The organism is Bacillus sp. AFS041924 (genome assembly GCF_002577195.1).
GTDB lineage: Bacteria > Bacillota > Bacilli > Bacillales > Bacillaceae_G > Gottfriedia.
Map to the genome: position 1 here is coordinate 1 of NZ_NULG01000005.1, position 19,317 is coordinate 19,317.

The 19,317-nt window shown below is 33.3% G+C and carries 23 protein-coding genes; all 23 read left to right on the plus strand.

Annotated elements, in window-relative coordinates; genetic code table 11:
• Positions 1-140 precede the first annotated feature (140 nt).
• Positions 141-422 carry a YqhV family protein gene (locus COC46_RS01550; RefSeq protein WP_098808020.1) on the plus strand — a complete coding sequence of 94 codons (282 nt, stop codon included), beginning with the start codon at positions 141-143 and terminating at the stop codon, positions 420-422.
• A 16-nt stretch (positions 423-438) separates the two neighbouring features.
• Positions 439-1,359 carry a stage III sporulation protein AA gene (gene spoIIIAA / locus COC46_RS01555; RefSeq protein ID WP_098808021.1) on the plus strand — a complete coding sequence of 307 codons (921 nt, stop codon included), beginning with the start codon at positions 439-441 and terminating at the stop codon, positions 1,357-1,359.
• The gene (gene spoIIIAB, locus COC46_RS01560; protein ID WP_098808022.1) at positions 1,360-1,872 is read left to right on the plus strand and encodes a stage III sporulation protein SpoIIIAB; all 513 of its coding nucleotides are present in this window, start codon (positions 1,360-1,362) and stop codon (positions 1,870-1,872) included. It begins immediately after the preceding gene.
• 11 nt (positions 1,873-1,883) lie between these two features.
• A complete protein-coding gene (gene spoIIIAC / locus COC46_RS01565) occupies positions 1,884-2,087 on the plus strand; it encodes a stage III sporulation protein AC (protein WP_088072847.1) in 204 nt (67 codons plus the stop codon).
• Positions 2,088-2,105: 18 nt separating this feature from the next.
• Positions 2,106-2,504 carry a stage III sporulation protein AD gene (gene spoIIIAD / locus COC46_RS01570; RefSeq protein ID WP_176545023.1) on the plus strand — a complete coding sequence of 133 codons (399 nt, stop codon included), beginning with the start codon at positions 2,106-2,108 and terminating at the stop codon, positions 2,502-2,504.
• 21 nt (positions 2,505-2,525) lie between these two features.
• Entirely contained in the window at positions 2,526-3,695 is a 1,170-nt protein-coding gene (gene spoIIIAE / locus COC46_RS01575; RefSeq protein ID WP_098808023.1) for a stage III sporulation protein AE, read from the plus strand.
• An 8-nt stretch (positions 3,696-3,703) separates the two neighbouring features.
• Positions 3,704-4,321, plus strand: coding sequence for a stage III sporulation protein AF (gene spoIIIAF, locus COC46_RS01580; protein ID WP_098808024.1), 618 nt, complete (start codon positions 3,704-3,706; stop codon positions 4,319-4,321).
• Positions 4,322-4,327: 6 nt separating this feature from the next.
• The gene (spoIIIAG, locus tag COC46_RS01585; protein WP_098808025.1) at positions 4,328-5,020 is read left to right on the plus strand and encodes a stage III sporulation protein AG; all 693 of its coding nucleotides are present in this window, start codon (positions 4,328-4,330) and stop codon (positions 5,018-5,020) included.
• A gap of 21 nt (positions 5,021-5,041) precedes the next feature.
• The gene (locus COC46_RS01590; protein ID WP_098808026.1) at positions 5,042-5,605 is read left to right on the plus strand and encodes a SpoIIIAH-like family protein; all 564 of its coding nucleotides are present in this window, start codon (positions 5,042-5,044) and stop codon (positions 5,603-5,605) included.
• 198 nt (positions 5,606-5,803) lie between these two features.
• Positions 5,804-5,947 carry a hypothetical protein gene (locus COC46_RS22050; protein WP_176545024.1) on the plus strand — a complete coding sequence of 48 codons (144 nt, stop codon included), beginning with the start codon at positions 5,804-5,806 and terminating at the stop codon, positions 5,945-5,947.
• A gap of 547 nt (positions 5,948-6,494) precedes the next feature.
• Positions 6,495-6,980 (plus strand): acetyl-CoA carboxylase biotin carboxyl carrier protein, encoded by a 486-nt coding sequence (gene accB, locus COC46_RS01595; RefSeq protein WP_098808027.1) that lies wholly within the window; start codon positions 6,495-6,497, stop codon positions 6,978-6,980.
• Between the two features lie 43 nt (positions 6,981-7,023).
• Positions 7,024-8,373 (plus strand): acetyl-CoA carboxylase biotin carboxylase subunit, encoded by a 1,350-nt coding sequence (gene accC, locus COC46_RS01600; protein ID WP_098808028.1) that lies wholly within the window; start codon positions 7,024-7,026, stop codon positions 8,371-8,373.
• Between the two features lie 15 nt (positions 8,374-8,388).
• The gene (locus tag COC46_RS01605) at positions 8,389-8,787 is read left to right on the plus strand and encodes an Asp23/Gls24 family envelope stress response protein (RefSeq protein WP_098808029.1); all 399 of its coding nucleotides are present in this window, start codon (positions 8,389-8,391) and stop codon (positions 8,785-8,787) included.
• Between the two features lie 129 nt (positions 8,788-8,916).
• The gene (locus COC46_RS01610) at positions 8,917-9,465 is read left to right on the plus strand and encodes a GNAT family N-acetyltransferase (RefSeq protein ID WP_098808030.1); all 549 of its coding nucleotides are present in this window, start codon (positions 8,917-8,919) and stop codon (positions 9,463-9,465) included.
• Between the two features lie 391 nt (positions 9,466-9,856).
• On the plus strand, positions 9,857-10,237 hold the full coding sequence (nusB, locus tag COC46_RS01615; protein WP_098808065.1) for a transcription antitermination factor NusB: 381 nt from the start codon (positions 9,857-9,859) through the stop codon (positions 10,235-10,237).
• 37 nt (positions 10,238-10,274) lie between these two features.
• Positions 10,275-11,150: a bifunctional methylenetetrahydrofolate dehydrogenase/methenyltetrahydrofolate cyclohydrolase FolD gene (gene folD / locus COC46_RS01620; RefSeq protein WP_098808031.1), complete on the plus strand. Its 876-nt coding sequence runs from the start codon at positions 10,275-10,277 to the stop codon at positions 11,148-11,150.
• A 36-nt stretch (positions 11,151-11,186) separates the two neighbouring features.
• Positions 11,187-12,533 carry an exodeoxyribonuclease VII large subunit gene (xseA, locus tag COC46_RS01625; RefSeq protein ID WP_098808032.1) on the plus strand — a complete coding sequence of 449 codons (1,347 nt, stop codon included), beginning with the start codon at positions 11,187-11,189 and terminating at the stop codon, positions 12,531-12,533.
• Positions 12,534-12,538: 5 nt separating this feature from the next.
• A complete protein-coding gene (locus tag COC46_RS01630; protein ID WP_098808033.1) occupies positions 12,539-12,766 on the plus strand; it encodes an exodeoxyribonuclease VII small subunit in 228 nt (75 codons plus the stop codon).
• Position 12,767: 1 nt separating this feature from the next.
• Positions 12,768-13,655, plus strand: coding sequence for a polyprenyl synthetase family protein (locus COC46_RS01635; RefSeq protein ID WP_098808034.1), 888 nt, complete (start codon positions 12,768-12,770; stop codon positions 13,653-13,655).
• A gap of 362 nt (positions 13,656-14,017) precedes the next feature.
• Entirely contained in the window at positions 14,018-15,898 is a 1,881-nt protein-coding gene (dxs, locus tag COC46_RS01640; protein WP_098808035.1) for a 1-deoxy-D-xylulose-5-phosphate synthase, read from the plus strand.
• Positions 15,899-15,913: 15 nt separating this feature from the next.
• Positions 15,914-16,741, plus strand: a complete 828-nt coding sequence (locus tag COC46_RS01645) for a TlyA family RNA methyltransferase (RefSeq protein ID WP_098808036.1) — start codon at positions 15,914-15,916, stop codon at positions 16,739-16,741.
• 306 nt (positions 16,742-17,047) lie between these two features.
• Positions 17,048-17,500 (plus strand): transcriptional regulator AhrC/ArgR, encoded by a 453-nt coding sequence (ahrC, locus tag COC46_RS01650; RefSeq protein ID WP_098808037.1) that lies wholly within the window; start codon positions 17,048-17,050, stop codon positions 17,498-17,500.
• 32 nt (positions 17,501-17,532) lie between these two features.
• Positions 17,533-19,263 (plus strand): DNA repair protein RecN, encoded by a 1,731-nt coding sequence (recN, locus tag COC46_RS01655; protein WP_098808038.1) that lies wholly within the window; start codon positions 17,533-17,535, stop codon positions 19,261-19,263.
• Positions 19,264-19,317: the final 54 nt, after the last annotated feature.

Consider the following 19,317-nt stretch of genomic DNA (forward strand, 5'->3'; position numbering starts at 1 on the left):
TTTGGGACTTTGTCTACACATTGAAGAGAGAAGTTATTAAACTTCTCTCTTTTTTTATGCTATGTGACTAATGTTTGTCTTCTGAAATGGACATGTTCAGCATATTAGTAATAAAAAAGACTTAAAAAAGGTGTGTAGCTATGAAGGATTGGCTTGACTCAATGGATCGGGCTGTTCTCAGTATGGGGATGCTCAGAGTTTTTGGTGGAAGTGTAGAATTGATTGCTGCTTTTACAATTTTGTATTTAAACGACATTAAGAAAGCTTTGGCTGTAAATAGTGTGCTGGCGACTGTAGGGCCAATTATTCTCATTTCTACAATGGCAATTGGAATTATAGGTGTCGCATCTAAGTTGGACCCTATTCGATTAGTTTTAGTAGTTTGTGGAGTGTTTTTAATATTGTTGGCAGTTTTTAAATGATAGGATGTGACCTTCTATGGAAGAGGTTTTCAACGTATTACCTACTTTAATAAAAGAAAAGTTACAGCGTTCATATGGAGACCTGCATCAAGTAGAGGAGTTAAGATTAAGGGTCGGCCGCCCAGTTGAGGTAATTTCTAATAATCAGTCCAATTTTTTACCTTATATTTTAACAGAAGAAGAAGGCGGGCAAATACTTGGTAAGCTAAGTCAGTTTTCAATTTATACGATTGAAGAAGAATTGAAAAAAGGTTATATCACAATTAAAGGTGGACATCGAGTCGGATTAGCTGGTCGTGTTGTAACTGAAAACGGAATGGTTAAAATGATTCGGGATATTAGTTCTTATAATTTTCGGATCGCTAAAGAAAAAGTAGGAATAGCTAGTCCGTTTGTTAAGTATGTTTATGAAGGAAGATGGAAAAATACAATGTTGATTGGCCCACCTCAAGCAGGGAAAACAACATTACTTAGGGATTTTGCAAGAGTTGTAAGTCAAGGTGATGCTGTAAGAGGAATAAGACCTGCGAAGGTTGGGATTGTAGATGAACGATCTGAAATAGCGGGTTCAGTTAAAGGGGTTCCTCAATATACATTTGGTGAAAGAATCGATGTGTTAGATGCATGTCCAAAGGCTGAAGGGATGATGATGCTTGTTAGGTCTATGAGTCCTCATGTCATTCTTGTAGATGAAATTGGTAAAAAGGAAGATGTAGATGCCATTTTAGAAGCAATCTTTGCCGGTGTTCAATTAATCGTAACGGTACATGGCTATTCGTTAGAGGAAGTAAGAAAACGCCCATCTTTACAGCCGTTGTTTCATAATGGGACATTTGACCGGTTTATTGAAATTTCAAACTACCCCTCACCTGGAACTGTTACAGATATAAAAAATAAGAATTGCACTAGTTTATTTCATACGAAGGCGGTGCTTTAAATGAAATGGATTGGAGCACTTATTATCATTTTTTCAACAAGTTGGCTTGGGTTTTATTTTGCAAGTAGATTATCAGAACGGACAAAGGAACTAAGGGGTTGGAAGTTAGCTCTCCAATCTCTTGAAGCAGAGGTTATGTATAGTCAATTACCTCTGCAGGAAGCATTTAGAAGAATTTCTAGTCAATTGAAAGGGCCAATCAATCGATGTTTACAGGATTTTGCAAATCAACTTGAAACAAGTGCATTTTCAGCGAAAGAAGCTTGGGAAAATTCAATAAAGAATTACGCGAAAACGGTTTCGATAAAAGAGCCTGATATTCAAGTGTTATTACAGTTTGGTGAGACGATTGGTATGCATGATAAATATTCGCAACAGAAACAAATCATTTTGGCTTTAAAGCATTTAGAGAGAGAAGAGCAAGAAGCACTAGATTCTCAGTCCAGTTATGAACGAATGTCGAAAATGCTAGGAGTTTTAACCGGGATATTAATCGTTATATTACTCTTGTAGGAGGGGTTTAAATGATTACAAATTATGCATTAATGTTTCAAATAGCTGGGATTGGAGTAATTGCTGCGATTATCCATGCTGTCTTAAAAAAAGCAGGACAGGAAGAGTTTGCTACTTGGACAATTATTACTGCATTTATCATCGTATTTCTTCAAGTGATCACAAAAGCTGGTGATCTATTTAATAAAGTTAGGGATGTATTTCTATTTCATTAGATTAGGAGTGAGAGTTTAATGGAAATCATCCAAATAGTCGGTATTGGGTTAGCCGCCACATTTATCATCCTTTTATTAAATCAATTTAAAATGAATAATTTTACCTTAGCAATAACGGTCTTTATCAGCTGTGTATTATTTTTATTCTTACTAGATAAGGTGCAGTTTTTGCTAGATGAAATTCAAAAGTTAGCAAATCAAGCGAATATTAAAAATGTGTATGTTGAAACTTTATTAAAAATAATTGGGATCGCATACATAGCTGAATTTGGTGTTCAGATTACAAAGGATGCGGGCCAGGGGGCTATTGCTTCTAAAATTGAATTAGGGGGCAAAGTACTCATTTTAGTTCTTGCTATTCCTATTTTAACAGCATTAATTGAAACAATATTAAGCTTTCTACCAAAAGTTTCTTAAATGTAAGGAAAGGAGGACATTATGACAAAAAAGATGAAAGTTTTTCTTCTTTTCTTTACTCTCTTTTTTTTAGTTCCAAAAATTGTACAAGCTGCTCCTCCACCTGCTGAAATCGTAAATGAACAAATACAAAAACTCGGAATCGATGATGTGCAACAATATTGGGATGAAGTTGTTCATAAATATGGTGGCTTTTTACCAGAAAGTCAAAAGGGCGACTTTATCCAATTTATTAAGGGAGAAAAGAAATTTTCGCTACAAGAATGGTTTATTGCATTTGGTAAATATATATTTTTTGAGCTATTAAGTAATGGAAAAATATTAGGAATCTTAATTATGTTAGTTATTTTTAGTTCGCTACTCCAATCATTACAAAATGCATTTGAGAAAAGTACGATCAGTAAAATTGCAGATAATGTAGTTTTTCTTGTGTTAGTAGTTTTTGCATTAAATAGTTTCTATGTTGCGACAATGGCTACGCAAGATGCAATTACAGTAATGATTGACTTTTTACGAGCATTATTACCAATTTTATTAGCTTTAATTGCAACTTCTGGTGGTGTAATATCCGTAGGCTTCTTTCATCCTATTTTAATTTTTTTGATGCATACAAGTGGATTACTAGTAACGTATTTTGTCTTACCTCTTATTCTAGTATCGACGATCTTAAGTATAGTTAGCATCATTAATGATGAGTTAAACGTAACGAAATTAGCATCTTTAATAAGAAATGTTGCTGTTGGTGTATTAGGCATCTTTTTAACTATTTTTTTAGGGGTATTAAGTGTACAAGGTATGACAACAGCAGTAACGGACGGAGTAGCCATAAAAACAGCCAAGTTTGTAACAAGTAATTTTATACCTGTTGTTGGTAAAGTATTTGCAGACGTTACAGATACTGTAATAAGCGCGTCATTATTATTAAAAAATACGGTTGGAATTGTGGGGCTTGTTACGTTATTAGCCATTATTGTATTTCCAGCAATTAAAATACTAGTTTTAGCTTTAATATATAAATTCTCAGCGGCAATTTTACAACCAGTTGGAAGTAAAAATATCATTAGTACGATTGATACAATCGGAAAAAGTGTAACTTATTTATTTGTTTGCTTATCGATCGTTTCATTAATGTTTTTCTTAAGTATGACATTAATAATAGCGGCAGGAAATATTGTCGTCATGTTTAGGTAGGTGGAAAAATGGAATTCTTTATACAATGGGTTTCAAATATTATCGTCTATATATTAGTCGCAACAATTATTATGATGTTAATTCCAAATACCGGCTTAGCAAAGTATGTACGATTTGTTGCGAGTCTATTATTAATTGTCATGATGCTCCAACCAATTTTTCAATTATTCAGAGTAAATATAAAAGAAGTGCTAGCTGGGTACCAGTCTACAACATATGAAGCAAGTGGCGAAATAAAAAATGAAATAAATAATAAGAAAAATGAAATACAAGAAGCAGAACGTGCATATATATTAAAACAAATGGCTGTCCAAATGAAAAAGGACGTTGAAAAAAGCTTTACAAAAGAATTTGAACAGGAAATTACAAATGTGGACTTAGAAGTAAAAGATGGTGTTAATACCGTAAAAACTTCTCAAGATCTGTCTAAAGTAATCGTTTACGTAGGTCCAAAAAAAGATGAGACGAGCAATGTTGAACCTGTTCAGGAAGTTTCAATTAATACTGATCAACCGGTACAGACAGAAGATGAAAAAATTAAACAACAAGAGTTGCAAACTTTTTTAGCAAATAAATGGGAGCTTGAGGACAAGCAAATCGAAGTCAAAATGGAAGGAGGGGAGTGATGACAAATGAAGAAAAAAATTCCACCAATAAAATTAGCTGACTTTCTAAAAGGAAATGGCGATGAAAAAACCTCTTCTGACAAAGGGCAAAGTCCATTTAAACTAACGAGAAAATATGTACTAGCTCTACTGGGACTTGGGATTTGTTGGATGATTGCAAGTAGTTTGTTTGCTCATTCAAATCAAAATACGAATTCAATGCTTTCACCTATTTCGAAAGAAGCGAGTGGAAAACCAAAAAATGATGACCAAACTACTGAAACTCCTGGAAGTGGTGGTGGAAAATCATCGTCAAACATAATAGAAGAATATGAGAGAAAATATGAACAACAGCTAACAGACACATTAAATAATATGGCCGGTGTAAGTAAAGTAAAAGTAGAAGTGAATCTTGAAGGCAGTGGAAAGAAAATTTATCAAACAAATAAAACGAATCGAACTCAGGAAACTGAGGAAACAGATAAACAAGGTGGAAAACGAAATATTGATGACCAATCCAGTGAAGATAACATAGTCGTTATTGATAACGGAGATAAACAAGAACCTATAGTTGTAGAGACAGAAATGCCAAGAATTAGAGGAGTACTGATTGTTGCTAAAGGTGCAGACAATTTAGAAGTAAAACAAATGATTAGAGAAGCTGTTACACGATTACTTGATGTGCCAAGCTATCGTGTCTCTGTACAACCAAAAAAATAAGAGGAAGAAGGTAAAGATTAAATGAAAAAACAAACAATTTGGTTATTAACAATGTTAAGTTTAGTTGTTGTATTATCAGTTTATTATGTAACTACACCAGATAATTTGAAAACGACAAGTTTTATGAACATGAATAATAGCACTGATACAAATTCATTAGATTCAACTCCTAAGGATACAAACAAAACAGATTCTACTAAACAAAATGATAAAGAAACTACTTCTCAAGAAAGCTCATTTAGTGAAGTATTCTTAAAACAACGTATGGAACAAGAAGATCAAAGAAGTCAAATGATTGACGAATATAAAGCTACTGTTGATTCAGCAACTGCATCAGCACAAGAGAAAAGTGAAGCATTAACGAGTATGAATGAACTTCAAAAATTAACTGCATTAGAATCTGATGTAGAAACAATGATTAAAGAAGCTGGCTATAAAGATGCATTAGTACGTTCTGATAAAGACGAAGTAAAAGTAGATGTAACATCATCAAAACCAAGTAGAAAAGCTGCAAATGATATCATCCAAATGACAAGAAGTATTTTAGGGGAAAAACTTGTAGTCGTAAAATTCCAAGTTAAATAATTAATTTGATGAGAGGTGTCCCGATTGGGGCTCCTTTTTTTATTTGATTATTAAGTTGGAAGGGATTAGAAATCGCGAAAAAGGAGGGGAACTGTGAAATTAAAAGAGAAAATGGTTCAAAAAAGTGAAAGCTGAAAATAAGTTTGAGAGAATCGCAATATGGAGTGGAACTGTGCAAATAAAAGATGAAATGGTTCAGTGAAAACCGTAAATAAGTTTGAGTGGATCGCAAGTAAGGTGGGAATCACTGTAAATAAAAGAGGAGAAGGTGCAAATAAACAGTGTGCTGCAAATAAAAAACGAAAATCGCAAATAAAATGGGCAAATGCAATTAAATTTTGAGAAACGCAAATAAAATTATCAAACCTGCAAATAAAATTTGACCAATCGCAAATAAGATCAAAAAATACCTATACCAGTTAGGGTATTATGACCGATAAATTGGACAATAGTAGATACCTTCAAATAGAAATCTTGCAATATTGCTCTGTTCTATTTTAAATCGTACAAAAAAAGATAGAATTCTGCTAAAAATCTTGAAAAAGGGCTGATAAAGTCAGCTTCAAGTGTGGAACGCCAGTTAGATACCACCTTATCATATTAAAGTAGTTAACCGTTTTCGTTTTTGTCATAACTGCGCTTTTTATATTTTACCCTTTCTGTCCCAATGATTTAGTAATTTTCTCCCGTTTAATCGCCTCTAATCCTTTCCTACTTTTCCTTTTCTATTCTCTCTTGCTATAATAGTTTATATCGAATTATTTTTGGTAAGGAATATTATTATAAATATTCCATGTAAAATGGCTAAAAATAAATGGGTGAAATAATTTGTTGAAAAGTTTAGTATTAGGTTATAAGATTAGTCTATATGTCTTAAGGGGTGAACAGAATGAAAATTCATGAAATTAGAGAATTAATTAAGTTAATCGATCAATCAACAATAAATGAATTCGAATTTGAGGATAACGGTGCTATCGTTAAAATTAAAAAAGGTGGCCAAACAACTGTTGTAACATCTGCTCCAGTTGTTCACCAAGAGGTAGCTCCTGTAGTTGCGGCTGCTCCAGTTGCGACATTAGAAAGACCAGTTGCTGCAGAAACTGCTGCACCTGTAGTAGAAAAAGAAGATACAAGTAATTTACATAAGATTACATCACCGATGGTAGGTACTTTCTACGCATCTCCATCTCCTGATGCAAAAGAATACGTATCAATTGGCGATCGTATTAAAAACGATTCAATCGTTTGTATCGTTGAAGCGATGAAGTTATTTAATGAAATTGAAGCTGAAATTGAAGGCGAAATCGTTGAAGTACTTGCTAAAAATGGTCAATTAGTAGAATACGGTCAACCATTATTCTTGGTAAAGGCTTAAGTATCTACAAAATTAAAAGTACTTTTCTAGAGAAGGTGAAGAAATGAAAAAGGTTTTAATTGCGAATCGAGGAGAAATCGCCATTCGTATTATTCGAGCATGTAAAGAATTAAATATTGAAACAGTTGCTATTTACTCTGAAGGAGATAAAGAAGCATTACATGTTCAAATGGCTGATGAAGCTTATTGTGTAGGTCCTAAATTATCAAAAGATAGTTATTTAAATATGACGAATATCATTAGTATTGCAAAACTAACAGGTTGTGATGGAATCCATCCTGGTTATGGTTTCTTATCTGAAAATGCTAGTTTTGCAGAATTATGTACTGAATGTAATGTGAAATTCATTGGACCAACAGCTGAATCCATTTCAAAAATGGGTACTAAGGACGTTGCTCGTGAAACAATGAAAGAAGCAGGGGTACCTGTTGTACCTGGTTCACAAGGTATTATTGAAAGTGTTGAAGATGGTAAAAGAATTGCTGCAGAAATTGGATATCCAGTTATTATCAAAGCTACAGCTGGTGGCGGCGGTAAAGGAATTCGTGTAGCAAAAGATGAAAATGAATTAGTAAAAGGTATCCAAATTACCCAACAAGAAGCTCAAACTGCGTTTGGAAATCCTGGTGTATATCTAGAAAGATATATAACTGATTTTAGACATGTTGAGATTCAAGTTTTAGCTGATGAACATGGTAATACAATTCATCTTGGAGAACGTGATTGTACAATTCAACGACGTCTTCAAAAATTAGTTGAAGAAGCACCGTCTCCAGTATTAGACGAAGAGACGCGTTCAAAAATGGGTCAAGCAGCTGTTCGTGCAGCTGAAGCAGTAAATTATTGGGGTGCAGGTACTGTTGAGTTCATTTATGAGCCACATACTAAAAACTTCTTCTTTATGGAGATGAACACTCGTATTCAAGTTGAGCATCCAGTAACAGAATATATTTCTGGTATTGATCTAATTAAACAACAATTATTAATTGCAAAAGGTCATCCATTAAAAATTACGCAAGCTGACGTATCTTTAAAAGGATGGTCAATTGAATGTCGTATTAATGCTGAAAATCCAGATAAGAACTTTATGCCGTCTCCTGGTAAAATCGTTTCATATTTACCACCAGGTGGTCCAAATGTTCGTGTTGATTCTGCTGTATATAGCGGGTACACAATTCCGCCATATTATGATTCAATGATTGCGAAAGTTATCGTGCATGGCAAGACAAGAGAAGAAGCAATTGCTATAATGATAAGAGCACTTGAAGAATTTGTAGTAGAAGGAATTTACACTACAATTCCATTCCATTTAAATTTATTGCAAAATGAAATCTTCATAAAAGGGAAGTATAATACTAAATTCCTTGAGGAGCATGCGCTTGTTAAAGGATAAAGTGGAGGGATCTGTATGAATGAAAATCAAATTTTAGAAATGGGTACTGCGACATTAGGTCGAGTAGAAATCGCACCTGAGGTAATCGAAGTTATTGCTGGTATTGCAGCTGCTGAAGTTGAAGGTGTTTCAAGCATGCGTGGAAACCTAGCTTCTGGTATTTCTGAAATTATTGGTAAGAAATACCATGGTAAGGGTGTCCGAGTTGATTTATCAGAAGATCGAATTACAATCGATGTATACATTCTAGTTAAATTTGGTAAGTCAATCCCAACTGTAGCAGGTAATGTACAAGACAATATTCGTCAAGCTTTATTAACGATGACAGGTCTTGAGTTATCTGAAGTAAATGTTCATGTAGTAGGAGTTCAATTCGATTCAAAGCCTGAGCAAGAAGCTCCAATTGAACTTTAATATGTAAAGAGAGTCTCTATTAGATAGGGGCTCTTTTTTTTGTTGGATAAAATAGTTACGTGGTTTTATTAAATATTCTGAAATATGATAAAATTTAATCGTTAAATAAAATAGAGATAGGTGACATTTATGATCTCAAATTTGAGCACGAATAGAACAATTTTACGCGAGTTGGTCGAAAACGATTGGGAGCAAATACATCAATACGCATCACAACTAGTTGTATGTCAATTTCAGCCATGGGGACCAAATACAGAAAGTGATACGAAGGAATTTGTTCAAGGTATATTAGTAGACAGTAAACAAATAAATAGAACGAGATTTGTATTCGCAATAATCGAAAAGGAATCAAATGAATTAATAGGATCGATTGAGTTTAATATTCGAGATGAAAAAAACAAAATAGGTGAAGTAGGTTATATTGTCCACCCAAAATATTGGGGTATGGGATTCGCTAGTGAAGTTGGAAAAGAAATCATTTCATTTGGATTTAAAAATTTTAAGCTTCATCGGTTATATGCGACGTGTGATGTTAGGAATATTGCATCACAAAGAGTACTTGAAAAGTGTGGACTAACGTTAGAAGGAAGAATGCGAGAAGATTTATTGTTAAGAGATGGTTGGAGAGATACTTATCTATTTAGCATTCTTGAAGACGAATGGCTTCGGGGGCAGTAAAAGTATTATAAGTAGGAAGAAATATAAAAGAATATTTGTTATTTAAAATCTTTTCCGATTCCCTTTATCGAGTAATTTATTAACTGAACTCTTTTAATGTTCGTGTTTTGGTGTATAAATATTATTTTGGAGTGAAAAACAGGAAAAAAAATTTAAAAAACACAAACATTAGACTGTTATTTTATTCGGTTTTAAGTTAAAATGTAGAAAACAGTTTAAAGTATTGAGTTTGCTTAGAAACGTTTATAATAATAAAAATTGGAGTTAATACAGACAGTCGTTGGAACTTGTTAAAAAAAATGGTAAAATAACGTGTTACTATACAAAATTAGAATTCGTTAGTACCTATGCAACGAATGATGAATTTAGCTTAAAGGAGTTTATTATTTTGATGAAACGTAGAAAAGCAAGGGAACTTGCATTGCAAACATTATTCCAAATGGATTTAAGTGAGGCAAATGCTTCAGATGCATTAGAGCATGTATTAGAAGAAGCTGAAGAAAAACAAGATGCATTTTTAGATGCAATTATAACAAATTTTGTTGATCATAAATTGGTGATTGACGAACTATTAGCTTCAAATATCGAAAGCTGGACGATTGATCGTTTAGGTAACGTTGATCGCAATATCCTTAGAATCGCTGTAGTAGAAATAAATTACCTAGATGATGTACCTAAAAGTGTAGCAATCAATGAAGCGATTGAAATTGCAAAAGTTTACGGTGACGATGATTCTAGTAAATTTATCAATGCGGTATTATCAAAATTCTAAATAGATAAATTGTTTATATGCATAGGGGGAAACTAAAATGGTAGCAACATTAATTAATGGTAAAGAAATTTCAGTATCTATTCGTGAGGAATTAAAAAATGGTGTTTCTGAATTGAAAAATCAAGGTGTTACACCTGGTTTAGCGGTAGTTTTAGTTGGAAATAATTCTGCTTCAAGAACTTATGTCAATTCGAAGCATAAAGCATGTAATGAATTAGGTATGTATTCTGAAGTAATTGAGTTACCTGAGACAGTTACTGAAGATGAATTATTATCGGTTGTAGACAAATTAAACGATGATCAGTCAATTCATGGTATTTTAGTTCAACTGCCATTACCAGCTCATATCTCTGAAAAGAAAGTAATTGAAACAATTTCTCCATTAAAAGATGTTGATGGATTTCATCCAATTAATATTGGAAGAATGATGACTAATCAAGATTCATTACTACCTTGTACTCCTTTTGGTATATTAAAATTAATAGAAAATACAAATATTCCGATTAGTGGTAAACATGTAGTTGTTATTGGACGTAGTAATATCGTAGGTAAGCCAGTTGGACAATTATTCTTAAACGAAAATGCAACGGTTACTTATACACATTCACGTACAACTGATCTAAAAAATATTACAAAGCAGGCTGATATTTTAATTGTTGCAATAGGTGTTGCAAAATTAATTACAGCTGACTATGTTAAAGAGGGAGCAATTGTTATTGACGTCGGCATGAATAGAGACGAAAATGGCAAATTATGTGGAGACGTAAATTTTGAAGATGTAAAGGATATTGCTGGATATATTACTCCTGTTCCAGGTGGAGTAGGACCTATGACAATTACAATGCTACTTCATAATACGTTAAAAGCGGCTTCTCAAATTGATCGTAAATTAAATTTGAGTGTTAAACTTTAATCATATTGCTTTGCAAGAATGAAAGAAGGGGTAGGCATGACGGAAAAGCTACCAGTTACTGTTACCGCATTAACAAAATATTTAAAAGCAAAGTTTCAAGCGGATCGTAATTTGCAAAATATACTTCTCCGTGGAGAAATCTCAAACTTTAAACGTCATTCATCTAGCGGCCATTATTATTTTACTTTAAAAGATGATGGTGCTAGAATTGCGGCGGTCATGTTTCAATCCTATAATGCTAATATAGCATTTCAACCAACTGATGGTATGCAGGTTATTGTTCAAGGTGAAATAAATGTATATCCTGGGTCTGGTAGCTATCAAATCTACATAAGAGACATGCAACCCGATGGGGTTGGCGGTCTCTTTGTAGCTTATGAACAATTAAAGAAAAAACTATTAGAAGAAGGACTCTTTGATCAGAAATTTAAGAAAAAGATTCCTTCTTTTCCTAGTGTAATCGGGGTTGTTACTTCACCGACTGGTGCAGCGGTTCGAGATATTATCACGACAATTCAAAGAAGATATCCAATTGGAAAAATAGTAGTATTTCCTACTCTTGTTCAAGGAGATGGAGCACCTGCATCTGTTGTAAAATCAATTGAGACTGCTAATAAAATGAATGAAATTGATGTTTTAATAGTTGGTCGTGGTGGAGGATCAATTGAAGAGCTATGGGCCTTTAATGATGAAAAAGTTGCAAGAGCAATCTTTGAATCTAAAATCCCAATTATTTCAGCAGTTGGTCATGAGACTGATACAACGATTGCAGATTATGTAGCTGATTTGCGTGCTCCTACGCCTACAGCTGCAGCAGAATTAGTTTCATTAAGCCAAAGAGAAATACTCGAGCAATTTACTGTTCGTAAGTCAAGGCTTTATAAAGCAATGGATACAATTATTGAACGAAAACAAGCACAATTAAAGGCAGTTCAAGATGCTTATGTTTTTAGGTACCCAAATTCATTATTTCATCCAAAGCAAGAGCAGTTTGATCGCATAAATGAGCGTTTACATACTACAATAAATGAAATCGTAAAGTCTAAAATAAATAAACACAAAGAGCTTAATTCGTCTTTACTTATACACCATCCGAGTAATAGAATTCAGCTTGAAAAACAAAAGCATTTGCAATTACATATGTCTTTACAAAATGAGTTTAATCGCTTAATTACTCAGAAGAAATTTGAAATGGAAAAAGTAATTCATACACTAGATGCACTTAGTCCGTTAAAAGTTATGGCGAGGGGTTATTCACTAGCTTATAAAAATGATAATGAATTAATGAAATCGGTTAAACAAGCGAAAAGTGGAGAGCGATTCCAATTACAAATGACTGATGGGAAATTAGATTGTGAAGTACTTGAAGTAAAAGGAGAGTGAATTAGTTGCCACAAAATGAACTATCTTTTGAAGAAGCAATAAAAGAAATTGAAACGATTGTTCAAAAATTAGAGCAGGGAGATGTACCGCTTGAAAAAGCAATCGAATATTTTCAAGAAGGTATAAAACTATCTCAAGTTTGTCAAGAGAAGCTTACAAAAGTTGAAAAACAAATGACTTCTATACTAAATGAACAGGGTGAACAAACTCCTTTTACTGTTGAGGAGGAATAATATGAACACTTTTAAAGATTTTATGGAGTATTCCAGTAGACTAATAAATGAAGAAATGATTAAATCAATCGAACATTTAAAGGCCCCAGAACGATTAAAAGAATCTATGTCTTATTCATTGCAGGGTGGAGGAAAGAGAATTAGACCTCTATTACTCTTTGCGACTTTAGATGCATTTGGTAATGATCCATTACTCGGGGTTAAACCTGCCTGTGCTTTGGAAATGATTCATACGTATTCATTAATTCATGACGATTTACCATGTATGGATGATGATGATTTCCGAAGAGGAAAACCGACAAACCATAAAGTATTTGGTGAAGCTCTTGCTGTATTAGCAGGTGACGGTCTATTGACATACGCATTTAAATTAATTACTGAAATGAATGAGTTTAATGTGTCTGATCAAGTAAAGCTTCAATTAATTAGTGAATTAGCTATTGCTGCTGGTCCTGAAGGTATGGTTGCAGGTCAGGTTGCTGATATGGAAGGTGAAAGTAAACAGCTTACTGGAGAAGAATTACAGTATATCCATGAAAGAAAAACTGGTAAAATGTTAATGTACCCAGTAATCGCAGGAGCAATTATATCAAAAGCAACTGCTGAGCAATTATCTCATTTAACACAATTCGCTTATAAACTTGGAATTGCTTTCCAGATACAAGATGATATCTTGGATGTAATAGGTGATGAAGAAGTACTTGGTAAGCCAGTAGGTAGTGATATTGAAAATGATAAAACTACTTATGTTAAGTTATATACAGTAGAAGGTGCAAAAGAAAAACTTCATTCATTTATTACAGAAGCAAAGCAACATGTTCGAGCATGTGGCCTTAAAGATGATTATCTAATCTCAATTTGTGATTTTGTTGAAACTCGCAGTTTTTAAACTTTGATTATATAATTAAATCGTTGTCCATTGAATAGATTAATACATTTATGTATAATGTAACTACTTTATGGCCGTGTTAATGTTGTTAATAAAATATACAGAAATGTAGGCCGTTAACACATATGTGCTAGCGGCTTTCTTTTCATTTTGTGGAAAATATCGATAATTTTAATCTATAAAGATAAAAAACATTAAACAGATTTTAATAAAAATGGTATTATGATACATGGTGTTAAGAGTTAGTCATTTCTAGAAACTAGCGTTTAACTACAAGTATGGTAAAATCATTTTATAGATAAAATTACATAATAATGAATTATTTAAATAGATTTAACATCTAGGAAGGTGAGTGATCCGATATGGATCTTACGACAATTGAAAATCCGAGTTTTTTAAAAAATAAAACGAACGGTGAATTAGAAATATTAAGTGAAGAGATTCGTAAATTTCTTATCCAACAACTTTCTGAGACTGGTGGGCATATTGCGCCAAATTTAGGGGTCGTTGAATTAACAATCGCATTACATAAAGTCTTTAATTCGCCTAAAGACAAATTTTTATGGGATGTAGGGCATCAATCGTATGTACATAAAATTTTAACTGGTCGCGCAAAAGAATTTACTACTCTAAGACAATTTAAAGGGTTATGTGGTTTTCCAAAACGTAATGAAAGTGAACATGATGTATGGGAAACAGGCCATAGCTCAACTTCATTATCTGCAGCGATGGGAATGGCTATTGCTAGAGATATTAAGAAAACTGGAGAGTACATTGTTCCTATTATCGGAGATGGAGCACTAACTGGTGGTATGGCTCTAGAAGCAATGAATCATATCGGACATGAGCAAAAAGATGTCATCGTAATTTTGAATGATAATGAAATGTCTATTGCCCCGAACGTAGGTGCTCTGCATAGCATTTTAGGAAGACTGAGAACTACTGGGAAATATCGTTGGGCAAAAGGTGAACTAGAAGGTGTAATCAAAAAAATTCCTGGAATCGGCGATAAACTATCAAGTACATCAAAAAAATTAAAAGATAGTCTTAAATATTTAGTTACACAAGGAATGTTTTTCGAGGAAATGGGCTTCACTTATTTTGGACCAGTTGATGGACATAATTTTGAAGATTTATTTGAATCTCTTGAATATGCAAAGAAAACTAAAGGTCCAGTATTAGTACATGTTTTAACGAAAAAAGGAAAAGGGTATAAGCCAGCTGAAAGTGATGATGTAGGAACTTGGCACGGCACGGGTCCTTATAAAGTTGAATCCGGAAAGTTAATTAAGCCAGATAAAGCACCACCAGCGTGGAGTAAACTTGTTAGTGATACAGTTTTAAAATTAGCTTTAAATGATGAGCGTATTGTAGCGCTTACTCCTGCAATGCCAGTAGGTTCAAAACTGGAAAATTTCCAAGCCAAGTTACCGGATCGTATTTTTGATGTCGGTATTGCAGAACAGCATGCAGCGACAGTAGCTGCTGGTTTAGCAACGCAAGGGATGAAGCCATTTTTAGCTATTTATTCAACATTCCTTCAAAGAGCATACGATCAAGTGCTACATGATATTTGTAGACAAAATCTAAATGTATTTATCGGAATTGACCGTGCAGGATTAGTTGGTGCTGACGGCGAGACACATCAAGGTGTTTTTGATATTGCATTCTTGCGTCATATACCAAACTTAGTTTTAATGATGCCTAAAGACGAGAATGAAGGCCAACATATGGTAAATACGGCAATTAAATACGATGATGGTCCTATCGCGCTTCGTTTCCCTAGGGGGAATGGAATTGGTGTACCTATGGATGAACAATTACAAGAAATTCCAATTGGTTCATGGGAAGTACTAAAAGAAGGCTCTGATGCAGTCATCTTAACTTTCGGTACAACAATTAAGATGGCACTTGATGCAGCAAAAGAGTTAGAAAAGGAAAATATTTCTGTTAAAGTAGTAAACGCTAGATTTATAAAGCCTATGGATACTGCAATGTTGAGTGATATTTTTAAAGATGGAAAACCAATTTTAACCATTGAAGAAGCAGTCCTACAAGGTGGATTTGGAAGTGCTGTTTTAGAATTTGCAAGTTCAAATAAATTTCAAAATGTCCGTGTAGAACGGATTGGTATTCCGGATTTATTTGTTGAACACGGTGATGTAGATAAACTACTGGATGAAATTCATTTAACAAAAGATGAATCGGTTAAGAAAATCCGTGAAATGGTTTGTAATAAATAAGAGGATGACATATAAATGGCTAAAAAGGAACGAGTAGACGTACTTTTAGTAGATCGTGGTTTAATTGAGACGCGCGAAAAAGCTAAACGAGCGGTAATGGCAGGGCTAGTCTATACAAACGAACAAAGATTAGATAAGCCTGGAGAAAAAATTGATATTGAACTACCATTACAAATTAAAGGTGAAGTTATGCCATACGTAAGTCGTGGTGGCTTCAAATTAGAAAAGGCGTTAAACACATTTGATTTAACAGTAGAAGATAAAATTATGATCGATATTGGCTCTTCTACAGGTGGATTTACAGATTGTGCGCTTCAAAATGGTGCAAAGAAATCATATGCACTTGATGTGGGTTACAATCAACTTGCATGGAAATTAAGACAAGATGAACGAGTAATCGTAATGGAACGAACAAACTTCCGATATGTTAAACCAGAAGATTTAATTGAGGGCTTACCTCAATTCGCTTCAATCGACGTATCATTTATTTCGTTACGTTTAATTTTACCGGTTCTAAAAACATTATTAGTACCTTCAAGTGATGTCGTTGCATTAATTAAACCGCAATTTGAAGCTGGTAGAGAACAAGTAGGAAAAAAGGGTATTGTACGAGATCCAAAGGTGCATGAACAAGTAATCGACATGATGATCGATTTTTCACTTCGCCAAGGATATGATGTAAAAGCTCTAACTTTTTCTCCTATAACTGGTGGAGATGGTAATATTGAATTTCTAATTCATCTTCATTGGGAAGGTTCAAAGGAAATTGGAAATAGCGAATTGAATCGATCACCAATGGAAATTGTAAATGAAGCACATAGTGAATTAAAGAAGGTAAAATAATAAAAGGAAACCAAATCGGTTTCCTTTTTCTCCTTTTATTAAATTGGCTCTGTTAAATATTAATTGTTGATTCTAGTTAAATTCGAGACTNNGGAATGGAAAATCAACATTCATTTTTAGCAGAGCCATTAAATTAAGAAAATAATAAAATTGGTATTAAATTCAGTCAGAAAATCTTAAGATAAATTGACATACAAAAATGCATTTTATGAAAACGTTTAAAAAAATATATACAATAACCAGTAGATTAGATAAGATAATCTTACATAAGTAAGATATTTGTCGGAATTTGCAAAGAGGTGTATTATGAATAAAGGTCAGCGTCATATAAAAATAAGAGAAATTATCGCAAAAAATGAAGTCGAAACACAAGACGAATTAGTTCAATCATTACGAGATTTAGGTTTTAAAGTAACTCAAGCAACTATTTCTCGTGATATAAAAGAATTACATTTAGTTAAAGTACCGTTACCAGATGGGCGATATAAATATAGCTTACCTGCAGATCAACGTTTTAATCCATTACAAAAATTAAAAAGACTTTTAATTGACTCGTTTATTAAAATTGATAGTTCAAGTCATTTAATTGTAATGAAAACATTACCAGGTAATGCAAATGCGGTTGGTGCTCTAATTGATCATTTAGAATGGTCAGAAATTATGGGGACAATCTGTGGTGATGACACGATTTTAATAATTTGTCGAACGCCAGAAGATGCTGAAGATCTAAAAGAAAAATTTATTGACATGCTTCAATAGGAGAATGGTTTTAAAAAGAGGAGAGAAACTCATTGTTATCTGAAATTATCATTAAAAATTTTGCAATCATTGAGGAAGTAGCCATTTCATTTGAAAAAGGTTTAACTGTACTAAGTGGTGAAACAGGAGCGGGGAAGTCAATTATTATTGACGCCATCGGTCTATTACTTGGTGGTCGTGGATCTGCAGAATTCGTAAGATATGATACTGAAAAAGCAGAAATTGAAGGCTTATTTCATATCGAAAATGAGAATCACTTAATTTACTCTAGATGCAGAGAATTAGGTTTTGACATTGAGGATGAAATGATTATTTTAAAAAGAGATATTACTTCATCTGGAAAAAGCGTATGCCGTATCAATGGTAAATTAGTGACAACTTCTATTCTTAAGGAAATTGGTGGCCTCTTGGTTGATATTCATGGACAACATGAGAGTCAAGATTTAATGGACCAAGAGCATCATCTACCGATGCTACAACAATATGATGAAAAAGCACTTATTCCTTTAAATACTGAATATCAAAATATTTTTAATAACTATACAGGCTTAAAAAAACAGTTAAAGCAATTAACTGAAAATGAGCAACAAATGGCACATAGATTGGATTTAATTCAATTTCAATTAACAGAAATTCAAAATGCAAACTTACAAGAAAATGAAGACGATCAGCTAATGGAAGAAAGAAACAAAATTTCTAATTTTGAACGTATTTATAAATCATTAGTTGAGGCTTATCAAAGTTTATCACAAGATGGATCAGGCTTAGACTCGATTCGAGCAAGTATGTATTCTTTAGAGTCAGTAACAAATATTGATAATGATATTAAAGAAATGCACGAGGGAATCAGTAGTAGTTTTTACTTATTAGAAGATATATCGTATCGATTACGTGATTCAATTGAACAAATGGAATATGATCCAAATCGGTTAAACGAAATTGAAACTCGCTTAAGTGAAATTTCAATGTTAAAAAAGAAATATGGACATAGTGTTACGGATATTTTAAAATACGCAGAAGATATTGAACAAGAGTTGGATACGATTCAACATAAAGATAAGCATATAGAGAAGTTACAAAAAGAATTAGATAATGTATCAATTAAATTAGTTGAAGCTGGTAAGTCTCTTTCAGAGAAAAGAAAAGAACTAGCTATTAAATTGACAGCTGATATACATAAAGAATTAAAAGAACTCTATATGGACAAAACAACCTTTGAGATTATGTTTGAGGTTGAAGAAGGTCAACAATCTGATCCTATTTTGGATGAAAAACATGTGAAGTTTAAAAAGGATGGATTTGACTTTGTAGAATTTTATATTTCGACAAACCCAGGTGAGCCTTTAAAACCTTTATCGAAGGTTGCTTCTGGTGGAGAACTTTCTAGGATGTTCCTAGCATTAAAGAGCATATTCACAAAGCATCAAGGGATTACGTCCATTATTTTTGATGAAGTTGATACAGGGGTAAGTGGAAGAGTAGCTCAAGCAATCGCGGAAAAAATACATAAAGTATCAATCAATTCCCAAGTACTTTGTATTACACATTTACCTCAAGTTGCTTCAATGGCAGATACGCACTTATTTATTGCGAAAACAATTGCTGGGAACCGTACTAAAACTTCAGTTACTCCATTAAAAAATGATCAAAAAATTAATGAAATTGCAAGAATGATCGCTGGAGTTGAAATTACAGATGTTACCATTCAACACGCTAAAGAATTGATTGACCAGGCAGCTTCCACAAAATATCAATCTCAATGAACATAAAGAGAATGTTTAATGATAGAAGTATTTTCTATTCATTAAATATTCTCT

Bases quoted from the DNA above. Each gene is read 5' to 3' on its own strand.
- COC46_RS01610 (WP_098808030.1), top strand. From the start codon at position 8,917: ATGATCTCAAATTTGAGCACGAATAGAACAATTTTACGCGAGTTGGTC.
- COC46_RS01550 (WP_098808020.1), top strand. From the start codon at position 141: ATGAAGGATTGGCTTGACTCAATGGATCGGGCTGTTCTCAGTATGGGG.
- dxs (WP_098808035.1), top strand. From the start codon at position 14,018: ATGGATCTTACGACAATTGAAAATCCGAGTTTTTTAAAAAATAAAACG.
- xseA (WP_098808032.1), top strand. From the start codon at position 11,187: ATGACGGAAAAGCTACCAGTTACTGTTACCGCATTAACAAAATATTTA.
- spoIIIAF (WP_098808024.1), top strand. From the start codon at position 3,704: ATGGAATTCTTTATACAATGGGTTTCAAATATTATCGTCTATATATTA.
- spoIIIAB (WP_098808022.1), top strand. From the start codon at position 1,360: ATGAAATGGATTGGAGCACTTATTATCATTTTTTCAACAAGTTGGCTT.
- nusB (WP_098808065.1), top strand. From the start codon at position 9,857: ATGAAACGTAGAAAAGCAAGGGAACTTGCATTGCAAACATTATTCCAA.
- COC46_RS01590 (WP_098808026.1), top strand. From the start codon at position 5,042: ATGAAAAAACAAACAATTTGGTTATTAACAATGTTAAGTTTAGTTGTT.
- spoIIIAD (WP_176545023.1), top strand. From the start codon at position 2,106: ATGGAAATCATCCAAATAGTCGGTATTGGGTTAGCCGCCACATTTATC.
- ahrC (WP_098808037.1), top strand. From the start codon at position 17,048: ATGAATAAAGGTCAGCGTCATATAAAAATAAGAGAAATTATCGCAAAA.
- accC (WP_098808028.1), top strand. From the start codon at position 7,024: ATGAAAAAGGTTTTAATTGCGAATCGAGGAGAAATCGCCATTCGTATT.
- spoIIIAC (WP_088072847.1), top strand. From the start codon at position 1,884: ATGATTACAAATTATGCATTAATGTTTCAAATAGCTGGGATTGGAGTA.
- folD (WP_098808031.1), top strand. From the start codon at position 10,275: ATGGTAGCAACATTAATTAATGGTAAAGAAATTTCAGTATCTATTCGT.
- accB (WP_098808027.1), top strand. From the start codon at position 6,495: ATGAAAATTCATGAAATTAGAGAATTAATTAAGTTAATCGATCAATCA.
- COC46_RS01605 (WP_098808029.1), top strand. From the start codon at position 8,389: ATGAATGAAAATCAAATTTTAGAAATGGGTACTGCGACATTAGGTCGA.
- spoIIIAA (WP_098808021.1), top strand. From the start codon at position 439: ATGGAAGAGGTTTTCAACGTATTACCTACTTTAATAAAAGAAAAGTTA.
- COC46_RS01635 (WP_098808034.1), top strand. From the start codon at position 12,768: ATGAACACTTTTAAAGATTTTATGGAGTATTCCAGTAGACTAATAAAT.
- COC46_RS01645 (WP_098808036.1), top strand. From the start codon at position 15,914: ATGGCTAAAAAGGAACGAGTAGACGTACTTTTAGTAGATCGTGGTTTA.
- spoIIIAE (WP_098808023.1), top strand. From the start codon at position 2,526: ATGACAAAAAAGATGAAAGTTTTTCTTCTTTTCTTTACTCTCTTTTTT.
- spoIIIAG (WP_098808025.1), top strand. From the start codon at position 4,328: ATGAAGAAAAAAATTCCACCAATAAAATTAGCTGACTTTCTAAAAGGA.